Origin of the sequence: Rhizobium sp. GN54 (assembly GCF_021026345.1) — a bacterium.
Classification (GTDB): domain Bacteria; phylum Pseudomonadota; class Alphaproteobacteria; order Rhizobiales; family Rhizobiaceae; genus Mycoplana.
In genome coordinates, this window is sequence record NZ_JAJNCZ010000003.1 from 522,977 (window position 1) to 540,829 (window position 17,853).

17 protein-coding genes are annotated in these 17,853 nt (G+C 64.4%); 6 read left to right on the plus strand and 11 right to left on the minus strand.

The genetic code is table 11. From position 1 onward, the window contains the following. The first annotated feature begins 311 nt into the window (after positions 1-311). From LQK81_RS11585 to LQK81_RS11595, 3 genes are all read left to right on the plus strand, one after another. Positions 312-1,760, plus strand: coding sequence for a sensor histidine kinase (locus LQK81_RS11585; protein WP_230806430.1), 1,449 nt, complete (start codon positions 312-314; stop codon positions 1,758-1,760). Further along, complete coding sequence (locus tag LQK81_RS11590; RefSeq protein ID WP_230806431.1) at positions 1,757-2,452, plus strand: response regulator transcription factor; 696 nt, start codon at positions 1,757-1,759, stop codon at positions 2,450-2,452. The genes LQK81_RS11585 and LQK81_RS11590 overlap by 4 nt, the downstream gene beginning before the upstream one ends. Before the next feature lie 179 nt (positions 2,453-2,631). Continuing rightward, the gene (locus LQK81_RS11595; protein ID WP_230806432.1) at positions 2,632-2,844 is read left to right on the plus strand and encodes a hypothetical protein; all 213 of its coding nucleotides are present in this window, start codon (positions 2,632-2,634) and stop codon (positions 2,842-2,844) included. A gap of 90 nt (positions 2,845-2,934) precedes the next feature. Here LQK81_RS11595 and LQK81_RS11600 read toward each other — a convergent pair whose 3' ends face one another. The 6 genes from LQK81_RS11600 to LQK81_RS11625 all read right to left on the minus strand — a co-directional run bounded on the left by LQK81_RS11600 (position 2,935) and on the right by LQK81_RS11625 (position 8,374). Next, the gene (locus LQK81_RS11600) at positions 2,935-4,176 is read right to left on the minus strand and encodes an SAM-dependent methyltransferase (RefSeq protein WP_230806433.1); all 1,242 of its coding nucleotides are present in this window, start codon (positions 4,174-4,176) and stop codon (positions 2,935-2,937) included. A gap of 182 nt (positions 4,177-4,358) precedes the next feature. Next, the gene (locus LQK81_RS11605) at positions 4,359-4,859 is read right to left on the minus strand and encodes a hypothetical protein (protein WP_230806434.1); all 501 of its coding nucleotides are present in this window, start codon (positions 4,857-4,859) and stop codon (positions 4,359-4,361) included. 172 nt (positions 4,860-5,031) lie between these two features. Further along, positions 5,032-5,565, minus strand: coding sequence for a nuclear transport factor 2 family protein (locus tag LQK81_RS11610; RefSeq protein ID WP_230806435.1), 534 nt, complete (start codon positions 5,563-5,565; stop codon positions 5,032-5,034). 2 nt (positions 5,566-5,567) lie between these two features. Beyond that, positions 5,568-6,173: a TetR/AcrR family transcriptional regulator gene (locus LQK81_RS11615; RefSeq protein ID WP_230806436.1), complete on the minus strand. Its 606-nt coding sequence runs from the start codon at positions 6,171-6,173 to the stop codon at positions 5,568-5,570. Between the two features lie 169 nt (positions 6,174-6,342). After that, complete coding sequence (locus tag LQK81_RS11620) at positions 6,343-6,804, minus strand: cupin domain-containing protein (RefSeq protein ID WP_230806437.1); 462 nt, start codon at positions 6,802-6,804, stop codon at positions 6,343-6,345. Positions 6,805-6,970: 166 nt separating this feature from the next. Next, positions 6,971-8,374, minus strand: coding sequence for an aminotransferase-like domain-containing protein (locus LQK81_RS11625; protein ID WP_230806438.1), 1,404 nt, complete (start codon positions 8,372-8,374; stop codon positions 6,971-6,973). A 362-nt stretch (positions 8,375-8,736) separates the two neighbouring features. On the opposite strand from LQK81_RS11625, the gene LQK81_RS11630 reads away from it, so the two are divergent. Continuing rightward, the gene (locus LQK81_RS11630) at positions 8,737-8,934 is read left to right on the plus strand and encodes a hypothetical protein (RefSeq protein ID WP_230806439.1); all 198 of its coding nucleotides are present in this window, start codon (positions 8,737-8,739) and stop codon (positions 8,932-8,934) included. A 38-nt stretch (positions 8,935-8,972) separates the two neighbouring features. Here the strand turns inward: LQK81_RS11630 and purH are convergent, their stop codons facing one another. From purH to htpX, 4 genes are all read right to left on the minus strand, one after another. Beyond that, entirely contained in the window at positions 8,973-10,583 is a 1,611-nt protein-coding gene (gene purH / locus LQK81_RS11635) for a bifunctional phosphoribosylaminoimidazolecarboxamide formyltransferase/IMP cyclohydrolase (RefSeq protein WP_230806440.1), read from the minus strand. A 116-nt stretch (positions 10,584-10,699) separates the two neighbouring features. Next, entirely contained in the window at positions 10,700-12,385 is a 1,686-nt protein-coding gene (locus LQK81_RS11640; RefSeq protein WP_230806441.1) for a heparinase II/III family protein, read from the minus strand. 114 nt (positions 12,386-12,499) lie between these two features. Further along, positions 12,500-13,906 (minus strand): RsmB/NOP family class I SAM-dependent RNA methyltransferase, encoded by a 1,407-nt coding sequence (locus tag LQK81_RS11645; RefSeq protein ID WP_442967117.1) that lies wholly within the window; start codon positions 13,904-13,906, stop codon positions 12,500-12,502. Beyond that, positions 13,897-14,874: a zinc metalloprotease HtpX gene (htpX, locus tag LQK81_RS11650; RefSeq protein WP_230806442.1), complete on the minus strand. Its 978-nt coding sequence runs from the start codon at positions 14,872-14,874 to the stop codon at positions 13,897-13,899. Before htpX ends, LQK81_RS11645 begins: the two co-directional genes overlap by 10 nt. A 131-nt stretch (positions 14,875-15,005) precedes the next feature. Between htpX and LQK81_RS11655 the strand changes: the two genes are divergently transcribed. Together LQK81_RS11655 and LQK81_RS11660 are read left to right on the plus strand one after the other, a co-directional pair. Further along, on the plus strand, positions 15,006-15,203 hold the full coding sequence (locus LQK81_RS11655) for a DUF1674 domain-containing protein (protein ID WP_230806443.1): 198 nt from the start codon (positions 15,006-15,008) through the stop codon (positions 15,201-15,203). A 48-nt stretch (positions 15,204-15,251) separates the two neighbouring features. After that, positions 15,252-15,719 (plus strand): thermonuclease family protein, encoded by a 468-nt coding sequence (locus LQK81_RS11660; protein ID WP_230806444.1) that lies wholly within the window; start codon positions 15,252-15,254, stop codon positions 15,717-15,719. Positions 15,720-15,787: 68 nt separating this feature from the next. Here LQK81_RS11660 and acs read toward each other — a convergent pair whose 3' ends face one another. After that, positions 15,788-17,743, minus strand: a complete 1,956-nt coding sequence (gene acs, locus LQK81_RS11665; RefSeq protein ID WP_230806445.1) for an acetate--CoA ligase — start codon at positions 17,741-17,743, stop codon at positions 15,788-15,790. Between the last annotated feature and the right edge of the window lie 110 nt (positions 17,744-17,853).

Genomic DNA, 17,853 nt, shown 5'->3' on the forward strand with positions numbered 1-17,853 from the left:
AAAAAACAACCAAAAAAATGTCAGGTCACGACAATGCAGACGGTAGGGCAAAAGATGTCGGAAAATCTACCGAACAAAACTGTTCAATTCTGACGAAAACCTGCACGGCGCTGCCCGGCGCGGGGTGCCCCAGGACACCGGGAAAGAGTGCCGATCGTGGATCCCCTGCCCCGTTGTCCGACCAATTCTTTTGAATTCATCCGGATTCTGCCGGCCCTTTCCATCGTGGCTGCGGCTCGCGCGCTTGTTGCAGACTGCGCGTCGTGAACGGATGACTTGCGCCCGCGATGTCCCTGTGCAACTTCTGAAGGATGCTGGACCTCAAGACAGTGCTGGTCGTCGATCTGGCAACCGCCAGTTTGCAGGCGGTCGCCTGGATTTTCGTCTGGCTGGCCTGGCGCCATCTCTACGAACTGAAGTTTCTCGCAGCGGGATATACCGCCATCGCGATCGGGCTTCTCCTGATGATCCTGAGAAGCGACCAGCCCACGGCATGGTCCATCGTGCTGCACAACACGATCATCAAGCTCGGCCTGGTCCTGCTCGCCGAAGGTCTGGCACGCTTCCTGGGCCAGCCGCGCTATACCTGGATCGGGGTCTCGCTGCTTGTCTTTCAGGGCGTGGCCTGGGGCCTCGCCGTGACGTTCGATCCGGGCAATCTTGCCATCCGCATCCACACATCGACCCTCTTTACGGTGATCATGATGTCGGTGATGTGCGTGGCGCTCCTGCGGGACCGGACGCAGCCCCGGCTCTTGCGCTGGATCACGATGGCAGTGCTGGCCGAGTACATCGCAGCCAGCATCGTCCACAGTGCGTTCGAATTCTGGTTTCCGGCGAGCCCCCAGGACATCGCGGTGCTCGACAACCGCAATGCCTGGTATCTGTTGCAGGGAACCCTGTTCCTGATCGCGCTGTTCGCCTGCCTGCTCTTCATGGTCAGTTCACGCCTTTCCGCGGCCGTGCACGAGAAGAACGAAGCCTTGTCGCGGGAAGTGCTGGAACGCCGCAGGCTGGAAAACCAGCTGAGTGCCAGCCTCGAGGCCGAACGCGCCCTTCGTGAAGAGCAGGCCGACTTCATGCGCATTGTCGGCCACGAGTTCCGCACTCCGCTGGCGGTCATTCGCAACGCCGTCGACATGATCGGGCTTGTCGGCGACAAATCGCGGGACGCGACGAGGGAACGGCTCGCCGGCATCGGCGAGGCGCTCGACCGGCTGTTCTCCCTGATCGAACGTTTCATGACGAATGACGGCGACAATCATTTTCGACCGGAACCGATGCAGATCGCATCGCTCATCGCCGACGTGCAACTGCACTTCGAGATGACCGGGCGCGGTCATCGCTTGCGTTTCAGCACGGAGGGGGAAGCGATCTCGACGATTGCCGATCCCGATATGCTGGCGACCGTCGTCATCAATCTCATCGACAACGCGCTCAAATATTCACCCGAGGATCAGCTCATTCACATTGAAGGCCGGTCCGAATTCGGCCTCGTGATCATCCAGGTCCGTGATCGCGGCATCGGCATCCCGAAGGCCGAGATGCACAAGATCGGGCGCCGGTTCTTCCGCGCTTCCAACACCAAGGCCCGCAACGGAACAGGGCTCGGCCTTTATTCGTCCCGCCAGCTTCTCGCCTACCATGGCGGCACGTTGGACCTGCTCGCCAATGAAGGAGGGGGAACGACGGCCGTGGCACGCGTGCCGTTGCTCCGGGAGGCGGCGGAGCCGGCACAGCTAGAGGAGATTGCCAATTGACGCGCGTTTTGATCGTCGAGGACGAGCAGCGGCTGCGCAAGGATCTGGTTGACTTCCTGGGGCTCTGCGGCTTCACCGCCGAGGGCGTTGCGACGGCGGAAGCCCTGCGCCGGCTTCTGGGCGAACAGGGACCGCCGGACGTCATCGTCCTCGATGTCGGACTGCCCGATGGCGACGGATTCGAACTGGCCAGCGAAATCCGCAAGGCCTATCGCTGCGGCATCATCATGCTCACGGCCTTAGGCGACAGCGACGACCGTGTCCGGGGCTTTGAAAGCGGCGCCGATATCTATCTCGTCAAGCACAGTACCTTGCGGGAGATCGAAGCCGCGATCCGCAGCCTGCTGCGGCGAACGGGCGATCAGGCCGAGGCGGCCGACGGCACCGGCGACAGATGGGTCCTGGACAGCCGGAACTGGACCCTCACCGCGCCCAACCAGCGCTCGCTCAAGCTGACGGCGACCGAGTTCGCACTCGTAAGCGCCCTCTGCAGCGATGGCGGCGGGATCTGCGCACGCGAGAAGCTGGCGGAAACGATCGCTCGCCCCAGAGCCCACTTCGACAACCGCCATCTCGATGCCGTCGTCAGCCGCCTTCGCCGCAAGATCGGCGAACAGACCAACCTGCACGTGCCGATAAAGGTCGTCTACGGCGTCGGCTATACGTTCACGGCACCCGCAGTGGTGCAATGATCGTCCGGTGTCTCGCGGCGCGGATCAGCCGAGAGCCACCCTTCATCCTGGCGCCCCGACCGCCATGGCCTTGTCGCGAAAAATGTCGGAGATCACAGCGGCCACCTGGATCTGGCCCTCAGGCGTCGCAGGATCTACATTTCCCGTCGCACGAGATGTCCACACAGCGAGGCCGCACCATGCCGACCTTCACAGTCACGACCACTCTCAAGACGGAAGCAGAGACCGCCGAGGAGGCTGCTCTCCTGATGTATCGCGCACTGAGCCGGGGCTCGGTGCCGATCGACTACCTTGTCACGGGCCAGTCAGGGACGACGACGGTCGTGCTCGATCGAGAGAAGGCGGACGAATATGCCGTGATCGATCACACAGCCGACCCCGGCAACTGGTGAACGGGGCGACGGCAGCACGGACGATTTCCGGCCAGCCCGGCGCCGGTCGCTCGGCAAGCCCGCCGGATGCCTGCAAGGTCGAGCCGTCCTTCACACGGACAGGCTGAGCGTCTTCTCGCGTTCGATATAGTCGCGCTGCGTATCGGTGATGTAGTCGCGCACGATCGGCGCGGCGTCGCGGGAGCGCGACAGCTGCATGTGGAAGACGAGCTGGCTGCCGGTGCGGAACATCATCTCCGCGCTGATCAGGTAGAACTCCCACATGCGGGCGAAGCGCTCGTCGTAGAGCGCGATCACCTTGTCGCGGTTCGCCTCGAAGCGTTCTGTCCAATGGGCGAGCGTCGTCGCGTAGTGGACGCGCAGAAATTCCAGATCCGTGACCCAGAGGCTGTTCTGCTCGACAACCTCGAACACCTCGGAGAGGGCCGGCGAGTAGGCTCCGGGGAAGATGTATTTCCGCAACCACGGGCTTGCCATGCCGGGCGGGCTCATGTGCCCGATCGAATGCAGGAGCGCCACGCCGTCATCCGGCATCAAAGCGTTCAATTTCTTGAAGAACTCGTCATAGTGATGGACGCCGACATGTTCGAACATGCCGACGGAGACGATGCGGTCGAAGGATCCTTCGACGTCGCGGTAATCCTTCAGTTCGAACCGGACGCGGCCGGCGAGCCCGGCTTTTTCCGCCCGCTGCGAGGCAAGTGCCTGTTGCTCCTTCGAAAGCGTCACGCCGAGAACGTCCACATTCTCCAGTGCCGCGAGATAGAGCGCAAGGTCGCCCCAGCCACAACCGATATCGAGCACCTTCATGCCGGGCTTCAGTCCGAGCTTGCTGGCGAGAAGCCGGAGCTTATTGCGCTGGGCCTGTTCGAGGGTTTCGCCCGGTTCGCGGAAATAGGCGCAGGAATAGAGCATGTTCTCGTCGAGGAACAGCTTGTAGAAATCGTTGCCGAGATCGTAGTGATGGGCGACGTTCTGCTGCGCCTGCCCCTTGCGGTTCGACTGCTGGCGCTTGCGGAAGCGCATCTTGATGGCGCGCAACACCTTCTGGATCGGATAGGAACCGAGCGAGAGCCGGTTGACCGAGAAGAGCGTCAGGAAATCCCGTAGCGTCGAGCCCTCCTCGAACCGCATCGTTCCATCCATATAGGCTTCGCCGGCCGCAAGCTCGGCATTGAACACCAACGTCCGGTAGAGCTTTCTGTCGGTCAGCCGCATCGTCACCTGCGGGCCGGGCGTGCCCTTGAAGACATGGCGTTTTCCCTCTGCATCGATGACAGTCAGGCAACCCTTGCGTATGAACGACTTCATCATGTGCGAAAGTGGAAACATAAGCGCCTCGATTTGCTGTTGACGAGATGTCCGGCCGCCCAACTCTCGTCCGATCGAGGGAAAAATACAATGCTTGCGGGAAGGTACCTGCTCCGCCATCCGATATCCCTCGACCCTGTCCCAGGCCTGGCGGGGCCGGGGACAGGGTCTGACAGAGAGACCACGTGCACGTCTGCGATCGGTTATCGCATCGACAGGTGCGCCGCGACCCTCCCCTGCCTGCGGAGGTACAGGATCTGCGCCGTCAGGCCGACGACGAGAAGAACGAGAAGGCCGGCCTGGGCCCCGAGAAGGAGGGGCGAATGCAGGTCGGTGACGAAGGGATGGCCGTCCGGAACGCGGCGCAGGATCTCGCTGACGGTCGGCACCATCAGGAGAAATGCGGTGAGGCTCAGACAGACCGTCTCGATGTATCTCCCGGCCCGTCCGAACCCCGCAAGGCGGCCGACGCCGTAGCCCACGACCAGCAGCACGATCGTCACGACACCGACGACGTAGCTCACCGGCTGATGCCCGACGAGAAACACCGTGGCCGCCCCGATCAGCATCGAGACGAAATAGGCGACGCCGGGGCCCGAGCGAGGCACGATCCGCCCGTGGCGGGCGAACATATAGGCCGCCAGCGGAATGGCGGGCAGGCTGCCAAGCGTATGCACCCAGCCGAGCGGTGAAATTCCAAACATGTCGTCTCCTTTGCGATCCCGATGACCGCGAGTAATTCTCTCAACTAGTAGGTAGATAGAGAAGGCAAGTTCCGCCGACTTTCTTCAGTATTGCGTCGGCGCCGGGCCCCGAACGGCATCCTGCCTCGACCGCTCCACAGGATCCGGACACAGCCGATTTCGGCTTTCCTGGCTATGAAAAATGCAACTCGTTCAATCCCGTACGCAGCAGTTCCTGCTGTATCTGCGATCCGTCGACGGGAAGGAGGGTCCGTCTCGCGATCATCCAGCGGCCATCACGCCGTTCGAGCTCCCAGCGGTTCACGACGGCGCGGTGTATCCGGTATCCCCTCGATACGCCGTGATTTGGCAGGTCGCGTGGCCGGCCGTCATGATCCAGGTGGATGATCATCAGATAGGAGGTCACGATCGCGGTGTCGCCCCGCAGGTCGACGAGAGGCAGGCCGGAAAAATGAGCGAGCCCGCCGCGAATGGCCTCGTCATGCTCCGGCCTCTGGATGAACGCGGCAATGGCCTTCGCACCCTCCGCGCCGTCCAGCGCCGGACCGCGATCGAAGACGCCGTTCTCGCAGTAGACCGACGTTGTGTAGGCGGCATGCCCCGTATCGGCGCTCGGCGGGTGCGATGCGATCAGTTCGTAGATCGCAAGCTTGTCCTCGATTGTGCGGAGCCTGCGCTCCAGATCGGTTGAACCAAGTGTACTCACGTTCACCTCCCTTCGTCCCGATTTTGATCGCGCGAAGCGAGGCGCTCCACGAGAGGGCCTGTCACGGCACCGAACATCTGCGGATCGCCATAGGCGCGCGCGGAGAGCATCGCCCCGTGAACCGTCGCCATGAACGCTTCCGCCTCGGCGCGAGGGGTACTCGCCAGTTGGAGTTGGCCATGGCGCGCGCCGCGCTCCAGCACGGATGCGAGCCAGGCGGACAGGGAGCGGAAATGCGCCCGGACTTCGAGGCCGACCTCCTCGGGCAGAACCGGGAGCTGGCTTGCCAGCAGCGCGCAGACGCAGAACGGTGCGCTCGCATCCGCAATACAGGCTTGCCAGTACCCGGTATAGGCGCGAAGCTGTTCGAGCGGATCGGACACCTGACGCTCGAGATTCGCCAATCCCGCCTCGGCCTCCTGCCGATACCGTGCTACCAGCGTTCGAACCAGATCGACCTTGCCGGGGAAGTGGTGATGGATGCTCGCCTTGCGGATTCCGACCACTTCGGCGATGTCGGCATAGCTGAAGCCGTTGTAGCCGCCGGCGACGATCAGGGACCGTGCGCAGGCCAGGATGTCGTCGGAGGTGGTGGACACGTTGCTCATGACCAATACCTACCTACTAGTAGGTTGAGTGTCAAGCCTTGTCGACAACGCCGACGCATAGTGCACGCCGGATTGCCCGAACCTGCGGCGAGTCATGCCGACGCGCGCGCCCGGGGGCTTTTTGGAGGAGGCCGGGCGGCCCCCGATCTCCGGCAGCTGCGATTCCCGTTCAGGCAGCCTGCCGACCTTCGCCGGCAATGATGGTGAGACCGAATTCGCCTGCCACGGTAGCGATCTGCTCGGGCGTTTCCGGCTTGCAGAGTTCGATCATCAGGAAGAAGGACTCGAAACCGCCCGGCGTGACGACCACCATCAGCGCGCCTTCCTCGCTGCCGATGTTCTCGAACCGGTGGGGAATGCCGCGGGGAAGGGCGATGCATCCGCCCGCTGTCAGTTCGAGATAGTCGCCGGCGCACCAGAAGCCGAAGTGGCCTTTCAACACCCGGAAGAACTCGTCCTCACGCTCGTGGACGTGAAGCGGCGGCCCTTCGCCGGGCGCGACGAAGGCCTCGAACATTCCGAACGTCCCGCCGGTATTGGCGGCCATCATGCGGATGACATGCCTGCCGAACGCCATCGCCGACGTTCCGTGTCCGGCGGGTGATACCGCCGCGCGCGAAAACTTGCTCATGCTGGGTCTCCGGTTCTCTGTTGCATGGCCAGCGCCGCAATCGCGGCGCCATGGCTGCGAACCATGGGCTCGCAGCCGACTTATGCCCCGCCCGCCTGCTACGCGGTGTTCCCCGGGGCACAGGTGCCGCTCCCGGCGATAGGGCGCGGCATCGCGCTGGATGCAATCAGAAGAAGGAGCCGGCCATTTCCGGCGAACCTTCGAGGGCATGCCCCATGAACTCGAGGGCGCCCTTGAGGGTCTGCCGGCCAATGGGGCCGCCGATGCAGACGCGGACCGCCTCGGGGGCGGGCCCGTCGACGGTGAAGGCATCGCTGGCCACCACGCCGATCCCGGCCGAACGCATGTGACTGCCGAACGTCGACCGCGTCCAGCCGCCTGTCAGCGGCAGCCAGATGTTGAAGCTGATCGGATCGCTGCGATAGCTGCCGGCGGGCAGCACGTCCGCGACGAGCGCCTGTCGCGCCGCGGCCTCCTCGCGAACGAAGCGCAGGATACTGTCGGCGGTGCCGTCCTCGATCCAGCGGGTCGCGAGCGCCACGGTCAGGGGCGAAGCCATGACGTTGTTCGCCCGCATGGCGCTCGCAAACGGCCATGCCGCCTTGGTATCCGGCGCGACGACATAGGCGAGCCGCAATCCCGCGCCGATGCATTTCGCAAGTCCGCCGATATGCCAGGTCAGGTCGGGCGCCATCGCCGCCAGCGGCGGCGGGCCGTGGAGCGGGATGAAACCGTAGGCGTCGTCCTCGACGATCGGCACGTGATAGCGGCGCGCCACCGCGCAGATCTCCTCCCGCCGCCGCTCCGGAATCGTCAGGGTCAGCGGGTTCTGCAGGGTCGGGTTGAGATAGAGCGCCTTCGGCCTCCTGGCCTCGCAGGCTTGCGCGAATGCCGCGGGTATGATGCCGTCCGCGTCCATGGGCAGGCCGGCGAGCGTCAGCCGCAATTGGGCAGCGATCGAGCGCATCCCGGGGTAGGTGATGTTTTCCGAAAGCACGGTCTCGCCGGGCTTCGCCAGCATGCCGAAGATCGCCAGCAGGGCCGGATGGGCGCCGGGCGTGACGAAGATGCGCTCCTGCGAGGCAACGAGCCCACGGCGACCGAGCCAGGCGGAGGCGGCATCCTTGTCCATGCCGGCGCCGCCGAAGCTCTGGTAGCGTAGCAGCGGCACGAGGTTGGTGGCGACCGCCGAGAGCCCCTCGCGCATGCGGGCGAGGAGGTCCGGATCGTCCGGCTCCGGCGGCATGTTCATCGAGAAGTCTACGACGGAGGCGCGGCGCAGATCCGGGGTCGCATCGGATACGAAACCGCGGCGCTCTTTGTCGGTGCCGCCGGTCACGAACGTCCCGCGCCCGACATGCGACCCGACGAGGCCCCGCTTCTGCGCCTCGAGATAGCCGCGCGCCACGGTGGTGAAATCGATGCCGAGCCGCTTTGCGAGTTCGCGCTGCGGCGGCAGACGGTCGCCTGCAACCAGATGGCCACTGCGCAGGTCCATCTCGATCACGTCGGCGATCGCCATGTAGCGGGGTCCGTTGCTGCGGCTGAGGTCAGGGTCCCAGGTCTTCATATCATTCCGTATCCGGCGCGCTGTCTGATTGACTGTATATTGTTGCGAGATGCGACTGTCACTTACAATCATTCTGAATCGGGATATGGCCGCTTTCTCATCGACGCTGTACGGCGCCGTCTTGCAAGCGATTGAATGCATTTTGATGGCATAGCCAAGACGCACCAGCGGACCTGGCATGGACGCCGGCGAAGATGCTCCTGCCGTGGACGATGACTGCGCGGCGACCGGAGCGAGCCTGCACGAATCCGCAGACCCCCGGCGACACGGAAATTATGGTTAACGTTCCGTTGTGATTTTCCAGGTAGTCAGGGAACAGAAGCGGCCGACCGCCGTTTACGCGCCGACCTGGAGGACAGACAATGCTCGCAACCCTGCTGAACGTTCTGCGCAACGATCGCCACGAGGCGTCCGACACCGGCACCTTCGCCGATGGTGCGTTTCAGATCTCGGAAGCCGAACGGAGGCACCTATCGCAGCAACGCCGCGGCCAGCTCTCCTACCTGCGAGACTACGGCAACCGGCGTGCGATTGACGCGAGCAGGATCGGCCGCGCGTAACCCCGCGCGGCAATCCTACCCGGTCTCCCTGAGCCGGTTCAGTGGCGGAAGTGCCGCATCCCGGTAAAGACCATTGCGACTCCGGCTTCGTCGGCTGCCGCGATCACCTCGGCGTCACGCATCGAGCCGCCCGGCTGGATGACGGCGGTGGCGCCGGCTGCGATGGCGGAAAGCAATCCGTCCGCAAAAGGCAGGAAGGCCTCGGAAGCGACGGCCGAGCCGCGCGTCAGCGGCTCGGCAAGCCCCTTCGCCTTGGCCGCGTCCTCGGCCTTCAGGGCCGCGATCCGGGCCGAATCGACGCGGCTCATCTGGCCGGCGCCGATGCCCGCCGTCTGGCCGTCCTTCGCATAGACGACCGCATTGGACTTGACGTGCTTGGCGACCTTGAAGGCGAACTTCATGTCCTCGAGCTCCTGCGCTGTCGGCGCCCGCCGGGTCACGACCTTCAGCTGGAGATCTTCCACCATGCCGTTGTCGCGGCTCTGCACGAGCAGGCCGCCGGAGACGGTCTTCGCGGCGATGCCGGGCGTGCGCGGGTCGGGCAGAGCGCCGGTGACGAGCAGACGCACGTTCGGCTTGGTCGCAATGATCGCGCGGGCGGCCTCGTCGGCATCCGGCGCGATGATGACCTCGGTGAACAGCTTGACGATCTCCTCGGCCGTCTCACCATCGAGCCGGCTGTTCAAGGCGATGATGCCGCCGAACGCGGAGACCGGATCACAGGCGAGCGCGCGCTTGTAAGCTTCCTTCAGGCTGGGACCCGTCGCCACGCCGCAGGGATTGGCATGCTTGATGATGGCGCAGGCCGGCCCCTTCTCCGGCAGGAACTCGGCGACGAGCTCGAAGGCGGCATCCGTGTCGTTGATGTTGTTGTAGGAAAGCTGCTTGCCCTGCAGCAGCGTGGCCGTGGCGACGCCGGGCCGGTTCTCGCCGGTGACGTAGAATGCGGCCTTCTGGTGCGGGTTCTCGCCGTAGCGCATCTCTTCCTTCAGCGCGCCGCCAATCGTCCTGTAGGCCGGCGTCGCAATCTCCAGCGCCTCGGCAAACCAGTTCGAGATCGCCGTGTCATAGGCCGCCGTGCGGGCATAGGCCTTGGCGGCGAGCTTCTGCCGGAAGGCATAGGACGTCGTCCCGTCGGCCAGTTCCTCGAGCAGCGCCGCATAGTCGGACGGATCGGTGACGATCGTCACATAGGCGTGGTTCTTGGCCGAGGCGCGGATCATCGCCGGACCGCCGATGTCGATGTTCTCCACCGTCGTCGGGTAGTCGCCGCCCTTGGCGCGAACCTCCTCGAACGGATAGAGATTGATCACGGTCAGGTCGATCGCGCCGATCCCGTGTGCCGTCATCGCCTCGACATGCTCGGCATCGTCGCGGATCGCCAGCAGGCCGCCATGCACGTTCGGATGGAGTGTCTTGACGCGACCGTCCATGATTTCGGGAAAGCCGGTGACCTCAGACACGTCCGTGACCGCGAGGCCGGCCTCGCTCAGCGCCTTGTGCGTGCCGCCGGTGGAAAGAAGGCGGATCCCCTTCTTCGACAGCGCCTCCGCCAGCTCGACGATCCCCGACTTGTCGGAAACGGACAGCAGCGCGGTCTTCACCGCGACGCGATCGGGAGCAGGGATTTTCTTCGAAGCGACGGCCATGGGGGTAATCTCCGGAAATGGGGCCGACGTCCGGGCGGGCCGCCGGCGGAAACATGCGCCCCGTTAACACACGAGCAGACGCGAGGAAACCGGCAAATTTTCCCTTTCCGCCGCTCTCAGCGGCGCTCGCGCCGCATGTGCCACTGCACCTCGGGAATGCTGCCGAGCGGCATGGTCAGCGTCAGCTGGTGCGCCGGGCGAACGCCGGAGGGATCTGCGAAGAAGACGTCTTCCTTCTCGGAGACAGCGACGTCGCGGCAGGAGAACGCCCACGTCTCGCCGTCATGGGCGACCAAACGCACCTCGTGCGGATCGACCGCGACGATCCGGATGGCCGGATGGACATGGAACCTGACGACGGCGACATTGGCGCCGCCGTCGGGCGCCGTGCAGTCCGGCTTGAAGAAGCGCTCGCGGCCGCGAATGTCGGTGCCGTTGCGGCCGAGATAGAGGTCCCGTTCGTAGATCAGGCCGAAATTCGCCACGTAGCCGTCGTGGCTGGCAACCAGCCCGTCGGCTCCGTCCGCCTTGTCATAGCGGGCCACATCGATCCTGGAGACGCCGCCGAAGATCACCGGCCCGAGGAAGCCCGAGCCGGAAATGCGCGCTGACGAAGTGTCGTTCAGGGTCGCGACCGACTGGGCCGCCGTCGCCCGCGAAAGCTGCCGGATGGCTTCACCGGCAAAGCGCGGGCGCCCCGAATTCACGAAGTAGCGATGCCTGCCGGACGACATCTCGAGCGACAGGCAGCCGGCCGTCGCAGTCGTCGACAGCGCCACGGAATGGGGCTTGCCCGTATCGACGATGATCGTCGTCTCGCCGGCTTCCAGCCGCTCGTAGCCTGTCTGTGGCAGGCCCCTGAACGGCGCGCCGGAGGTTTCGTCGTAGCGCAGCACCGACAGAAGCTCGTTCGCGAGCGTATAGGTGGCGCCGTTGAACAGCGCCAGTTCCCCGCCCTGGTGCCTGAAAAAGCGCAAGGCGGGATAGATGCGGTCGATACAGGGGATGAGTTGCTGCGGCACGTCGTGGCCGAGATTGACGTAGGTCTGGCGCAGCGGCAGGAGGTCGAACAGCAGATCGAGCCCGACGCGCGGATTGCGCGAGACGTGGCCGCCGTCGGAGAGGATCTGGCGGTCCAGTTCGCGGTCGAGATCGCGCGCGGCGCGGCGGATCTTCGTCGCCGAACTCGGCATCGCGATGGACGCCATGGCGAGCGCGATCCTGACCTTGAGCCGCGGCTCGCCGTCCGGGGTCGCGTCGGCGATATGGCGGAGGTAGCGAACCTGGAAGGCGAGGCTTTTCAGGAACCGGCGGTAGAAGGCATAGTCCGCGTCGCGAAGCACGACCGGAGAGTGCGAAAGCCAGGCGACGATGCGCTGGGCGATGATCTCCGGCCGCCAGGCGACCCCGGCGATGCTCCTGCCATGGCCCGCGATCCAGTCGTCGATGATCCGCCGGACCACGAAAGAGCCCGCGTCCTTTTCCGCCACCCGCATGTGGCGGAGCCAGGCAAAGGCATGCAGCCGGTTGGCGAATTCCTCGGAAGGCAGCTCCAGCGCGAAGGGCGATTCGCCCTCGCAATCGAGCAGGCGCCCGGCGAGCGGAAACCGCCCGCCGATGATCTCTTCGGCGGTAAAGGCATCGGCAGGCCTGAGGTCGGTCGGCGCCACCACGAGCCGCTCGGGCGTGCGGCCGGCGAAGCGCAGCGCCGACACGCGTCCGACGGCAAGCCGCCGGGAAAAGCGTCTCCACGTCTCGTGTCCATAGAGGTATGCCAGTCGTTGCCGGTCTGAAAGCCGCATCGCCAATTAACTCTTCCCCCGCCCATAACTAGGCGCAGGCATTCCATGCGTCAATTCGCACATTAGAAATCGATTGTTGATGAAGGCGCCGACGCGCGGCGCGGCGATCCGCAATCAATGTCTCTGGAGCAGGACCGCATAGAAGCCGTCCAGCCCGCCCGGAAAGCCCTCTTCGCCTTTCAGCATGTCGGGCGTGGTACGAAATTCGCCAAGCGGCGATATGGCCTCTTCCAGCCCGGGCCAGTCCGCAGGGTCCAGCGGCACCCGAGACCAGCCCGACGCGCCGGCCAGGACACGCGCGACCATCTCCTCGCCCTCGATCGGATCGAGCGAGCAGTTCGAAAACACCAGATGGCCGCCGGACCGCACAAGGCCCATCGCATGAAGCAGCAACCGCTCCTGCAACCGGGCGAGCTTTTCGATATCGGCTGGTCCCTTCGTCCAGAGGACGTCCGGATGGCGCCTGATCGTCCCCGTCGACGAGCAGGGCGCGTCGAGCAGCACGGCATCGAACGGTTCCGCGGGCCTGAATTCGAGCAGGTTGGTCGCGGTCGTCTCCGCAGACAACCCCAACCGGGCAAGATTGCCTTCGAGCCGCTTCAGCCTGTTGGTCGACTGGTCCAATGCGGTCACCACGGCGCCGGCCTGCGCCAACTGTGCGGTCTTGCCCCCGGGCGCGGCGCAGAGGTCGGCGACCCGGCAACCGGCAAGGTCGGGAAAAAGCCGGGCGGGGATCGAGGCGGCTGCGTCCTGCACCCACCACTCTCCGGCGGCAAAACCTTCCAGATCCGGAACGCGACCGGCAAATGCCGGCAGGCGCACCGATCCGGTCGGCAGCAGGCGGCCGCCGAGCCGGCTTGCCCAGCCTTGCGGGTCACCCTTGACGGTCAGGTCGATCGCGACAGGCTCGAGTTGCGAATCGGAAATCTGCGCCGCCCGCTCGGGACCGTAAACCTCGGAGAGCCGATCGAAAAACCACGGCGGCGTAACGGGAACGGCATGGGTGGCCGTCAGGTGCGACGCCTTCTCGCGGGCAAGGCGGCGCAGAACGGCATTGACCAGACCGGCAAAGCGGCGGCTGCGCGGATCCGACCGAGCCTGCTCCACGGCGAGGTCGACGGCCGAGTGATCCGGCACGTCCAGATAGAGGATCTGGGCAGCGGCAACCACGAGAATATGATAAAGCGAGCGGGCACCCTCCGGCAGCGGCGTTTCCACCAGCGAATCGATGATCGCCTGGATCCGCGGCAGATGGCGCAGCGACGTGTTGAGGACGGCGCGCACCAGTGCGCGGTCGGCCTCCCTGAGGGCGCGGTATCCCGGGTTGCCGTTCTCGGCGTCCAGCATTCCATCCAGCGACACCCGCCGATCGACGACGGCGGCCAGCAACCGGGCGGCGACCTGCCGGGGCGCGATGCCGGTCTTCTCCGGTGCTTCCCGGGGACTGCCCTTGCGGGACGCCGGACGCGGTCGGGATTTCTGTTTCGGATGCGAATCGTTGCCGTCAGATGTCAAGACCAGGGACCCTTTGGTGGTTCGGAACCACCGCGTCCCCAGCCAGTCGGTGGAACGGAACGCGATTTTCGCCCCGCCTTAGCAGCCTCGGCCGGGCGCGTCGAGGGCTGGGGCTGCGCGGTCTGGCGCATATCGGCGGCCATCGCTTCAAGTGCCGCAATCCGGTTTCCCGTATCCGGATGGGTCGAAAACAGGTTGTCCATGCGCGCGCCCGAGAGCGGATTGATGATGAACATATGGGCGGTCGCCGGGTTGTGTTCGGCCTCCTCGTTCGGAATGCGGCCTGCCGCCACCGCGATCTTCCGGAGCGCCGACGACAGCCACAACGGGTTGCCACAGATCTCGGCGCCGCGCCGGTCCGCCGAGTACTCGCGGGTACGGCTGATCGCCATCTGCACCAGCATCGCCGCAAACGGCGCGACAATCATCGCGATCAGAACCCCGATGAAGCCGAGCGGATTGTTGTTGTTCTCGCGGTTGCCGCCGAAGAACATGGCGAAATTCGCCAGCATCGAGATCGCACCGGCAATCGTTGCGGTGATCGTCATGGTCAGCGTGTCGCGGTTCTGGACATGGGCGAGCTCGTGAGCCATGACGCCGGCGACTTCCTCATAGGAAAGCGCATGCAGGAGGCCGGTCGAAGCGGCGACGGCGGCGTTCTGCGGATTGCGGCCGGTGGCGAACGCATTCGGCTGATCGCTATTGATGACGTAGACCCGCGGCATCGGCAGGCCCGCGCGCGCGGCCAGATCACGGACAATGCCGTAGTATTCCGGCGCACTGCGCTCGTCGACCTCCTTGGCGCCATACATCGACAGCACCATCTTGTCGGCGTTCCAGTAGGAAAAGAGGTTGGTGGCAGCTGCGACGACGAGCGCGATCATCATGCCGCCCTTGCCGCCGATGAGAAAGCCGACGGCCATGAACAGGGCCGTCAGGAAGGCCAGCAGCATTGCCGTGCGGACGAGATTCATGAGGTGTCTCCCCGATGAGAGGCGGTGCCGCGATGTTTCACGTGAATCAAGGCTTTGCCGCCAATGAGAATGTTCCTATATGATGGTGAAGGTTCGATCTTTTTCAATATCCCGACGATCAGGACGATGTGATGCAGGGTGACAATGACAACGTCAGCGGCGGCGGCCGCGTTCTTCCTCCGGCAGCACTCCGCGCGCTGAAGGAAGCCGAGGAACGGCGCGCGGCGGAGAAGGATGTGCCCCTGCCGCCCGAGATCGGCGGACGCGGCGGCCTCGATCCGGCCCGCTTCGGCGACTGGGAGATCAACGGTCGCGCCATCGACTTCTAGGCTATATTTCCTATTGATTGGCAGTGGTTGACGGAATATATTCCTTGAATGGAACGATTCCGTCCTTTGACTCTGGCCGCCATCTGCCAATTCGCACTCTGTGCCATGCCGGAGGCATTCGCATCAGATCGGCATGGCATTGCCGGGCCGGTTGCCGCCGACATCCTGCGCATCGTCGATGGCGATACGATCCTGGTCCAGGCCCGACCCTGGCCGCAACAGACGGTGGAAGTCCTGGTCCGTATTCGCGGGATCGACGCGCCCGAGATCAGAGCCCGATGTGCACCCATCCGCGCAGCCGCCGGGGCGGCCAGAGCGCATCTGGCGCAACTGCTTCCTGCAAGCGGTACGGTCTTCCTGACCAACGTCTCCGGCGACAAGTATTTTGGCCGGGTCGTCGCGGACGTGCTTCTCGAAGATGGATCGAATCCGGCTCAGGAAATGATCGCGGCCGGCCTGGCACTGCCCTACGACGGCGGCCGTAAAGCCATGGCAGGTTGTCATGCCGGCGGCTGAACAGGTATCTGCATTGTGGAGGCGCGGCCACAATCCTGTGGCCGCTTCGACGTGTGAAATCGCCCCCGTCAGCCGGCGGCCTTGTTCTGCCGGTTGGCGATCAGGTCGTCGACGACGGCGGGATCGGCGAGTGTCGAGGTGTCCCCCAGCGATCCGAAGTCGTCCTCCGCGATCTTGCGCAGGATGCGGCGCATGATCTTGCCGGAGCGGGTCTTTGGCAGGCCGGAGGCGAACTGGATCTTGTCCGGCGTCGCGATCGGCCCGATCTCCTTGCGCACATGCTTGATCAGGTCCTGGCGCAGCGTATCCGTGCCGTCCTCACCGGCCATCAGCGACACATAGCAATAGATGCCCTGGCCTTTAAGGTTGTGCGGATAGCCGACGACCGCGGCTTCCGAGACGAGATGGTGCGAGACCAGCGCCGATTCCACCTCGGCGGTGCCGAGACGATGGCCGGAGACGTTCAGCACGTCATCGACGCGGCCGGTAATCCAGTAATAGCCGTCCTCGTCGCGGCGGCAGCCGTCGCCGGTGAAGTACTTGCCCTTGTAGGTGGAAAAATAGGTCTGCACGAAGCGATGGTGGTCGCCATAGACCGTGCGCATCTGCCCCGGCCAACTGTCGGTGATGCAGAGATTGCCATCGGCGGCGCCCTCCAGGACCTTGCCTTCGCCGTCGACGAGCTCCGGCTTGATGCCGAAGAAGGGCCGCGTCGCCGATCCGGGCTTCAGGTCGGTTGCGCCGGGCAGGGGGGTGATCAGGATGCCGCCGGTCTCCGTCTGCCACCATGTATCGACGACCGGGCAGCGATCCTCCCCGACGACATGGTAGTACCATTCCCAGGCTTCCGGGTTGATCGGCTCGCCGACCGAGCCGAGAAGGCGCAGCGAGGAACGCGAGGAGCGCTTGACGAAGGCATCGCCGGCGCCCATCAGCGCGCGGATCGCCGTCGGCGCCGTGTAGAAGATGTTGACCTTGTGCTTGTCGATCACCTCCCAGAAGCGGCCGGCATCGGGGAAATTGGGAACGCCCTCGAACATCAGCGTGGTCGCCCGGTTCGCAAGCGGCCCGTAGACGATATAGGAGTGCCCGGTGACCCAGCCGACATCGGCCGTGCACCAGTAGATGTCACCCTCGTGATAGTCGAACACGTATTTATGCGTCATCGACGCATAGACGAGATAGCCGCCGGTCGTGTGCAGCACGCCCTTCGGCTTGCCGGTAGACCCCGACGTATAGAGGATGAAGAGGGGATCTTCCGCCTTCATCCGGGCGGGCGGGCAGTCGCGCGGGACGCTGGCTGCTTCCTGGTGATACCAGAGATCGCGGCCCGGCGCCCAGCCGGTCTTGCCGCCGGTGCGGCGCACGACGAGCACCTTGTTGACGATCACGTGCTGCTTGGCGGCGATGTCGATCGCCGTATCGGTGTTTTCCTTCAGCGGGATCGGCTTGCCGCCGCGCACGCCCTCGTCGCAGGTAATCACGAAGGTCGATTCGCAATCGACGATGCGACCCGCCAGAGCATCCGGCGAGAAGCCGCCAAAGACGACGGAATGGATCGCCCCGATGCGGGCGCAGGCGAGCATCGCATAGGTCGCCTCCGGGATCATCGGCATGTAGATGGTCACCCGGTCGCCCTTCTTGACGCCGTGCTTCTTCATCACATTAGCAAGCCGGCAGACGTGCTCGTGCAGTTCGTTATAGGTGATCTTCTTGTCGATATAGGGATTGTCGCCTTCCCAGATGATCGCCACCTGGTCGCCATGCGTCTTCAGGTGCCGGTCGATGCAGTTGTAGGAGACGTTGGTGATCCCGTCCTCGTACCATTTGATCGAGACCTTGCCCGTAAACGAGGTGTTCTTCACCTTCGTGTAGGGCTTGAACCAGTCGATCCGCATGCCGTGCTTGTCCCAGAAGCGCTCCGGATTCTCGACGCTCTCGCGATACCATTTCTGATAGGTGTCGTTGTCGATCAGTGCGCGGCTCTTGGCGGACTTCAGCACCGGATAGGTCTTGGTAGACATGCATTCCTCCTCATGCGCATGGCGGGCCATGCTCCTCCGGCCCGAACGGTCTGAGCCATTCATATCAGGTCAAAGTCTTCCGGCAATTAGACAAAGGTCATTTGTCTCTT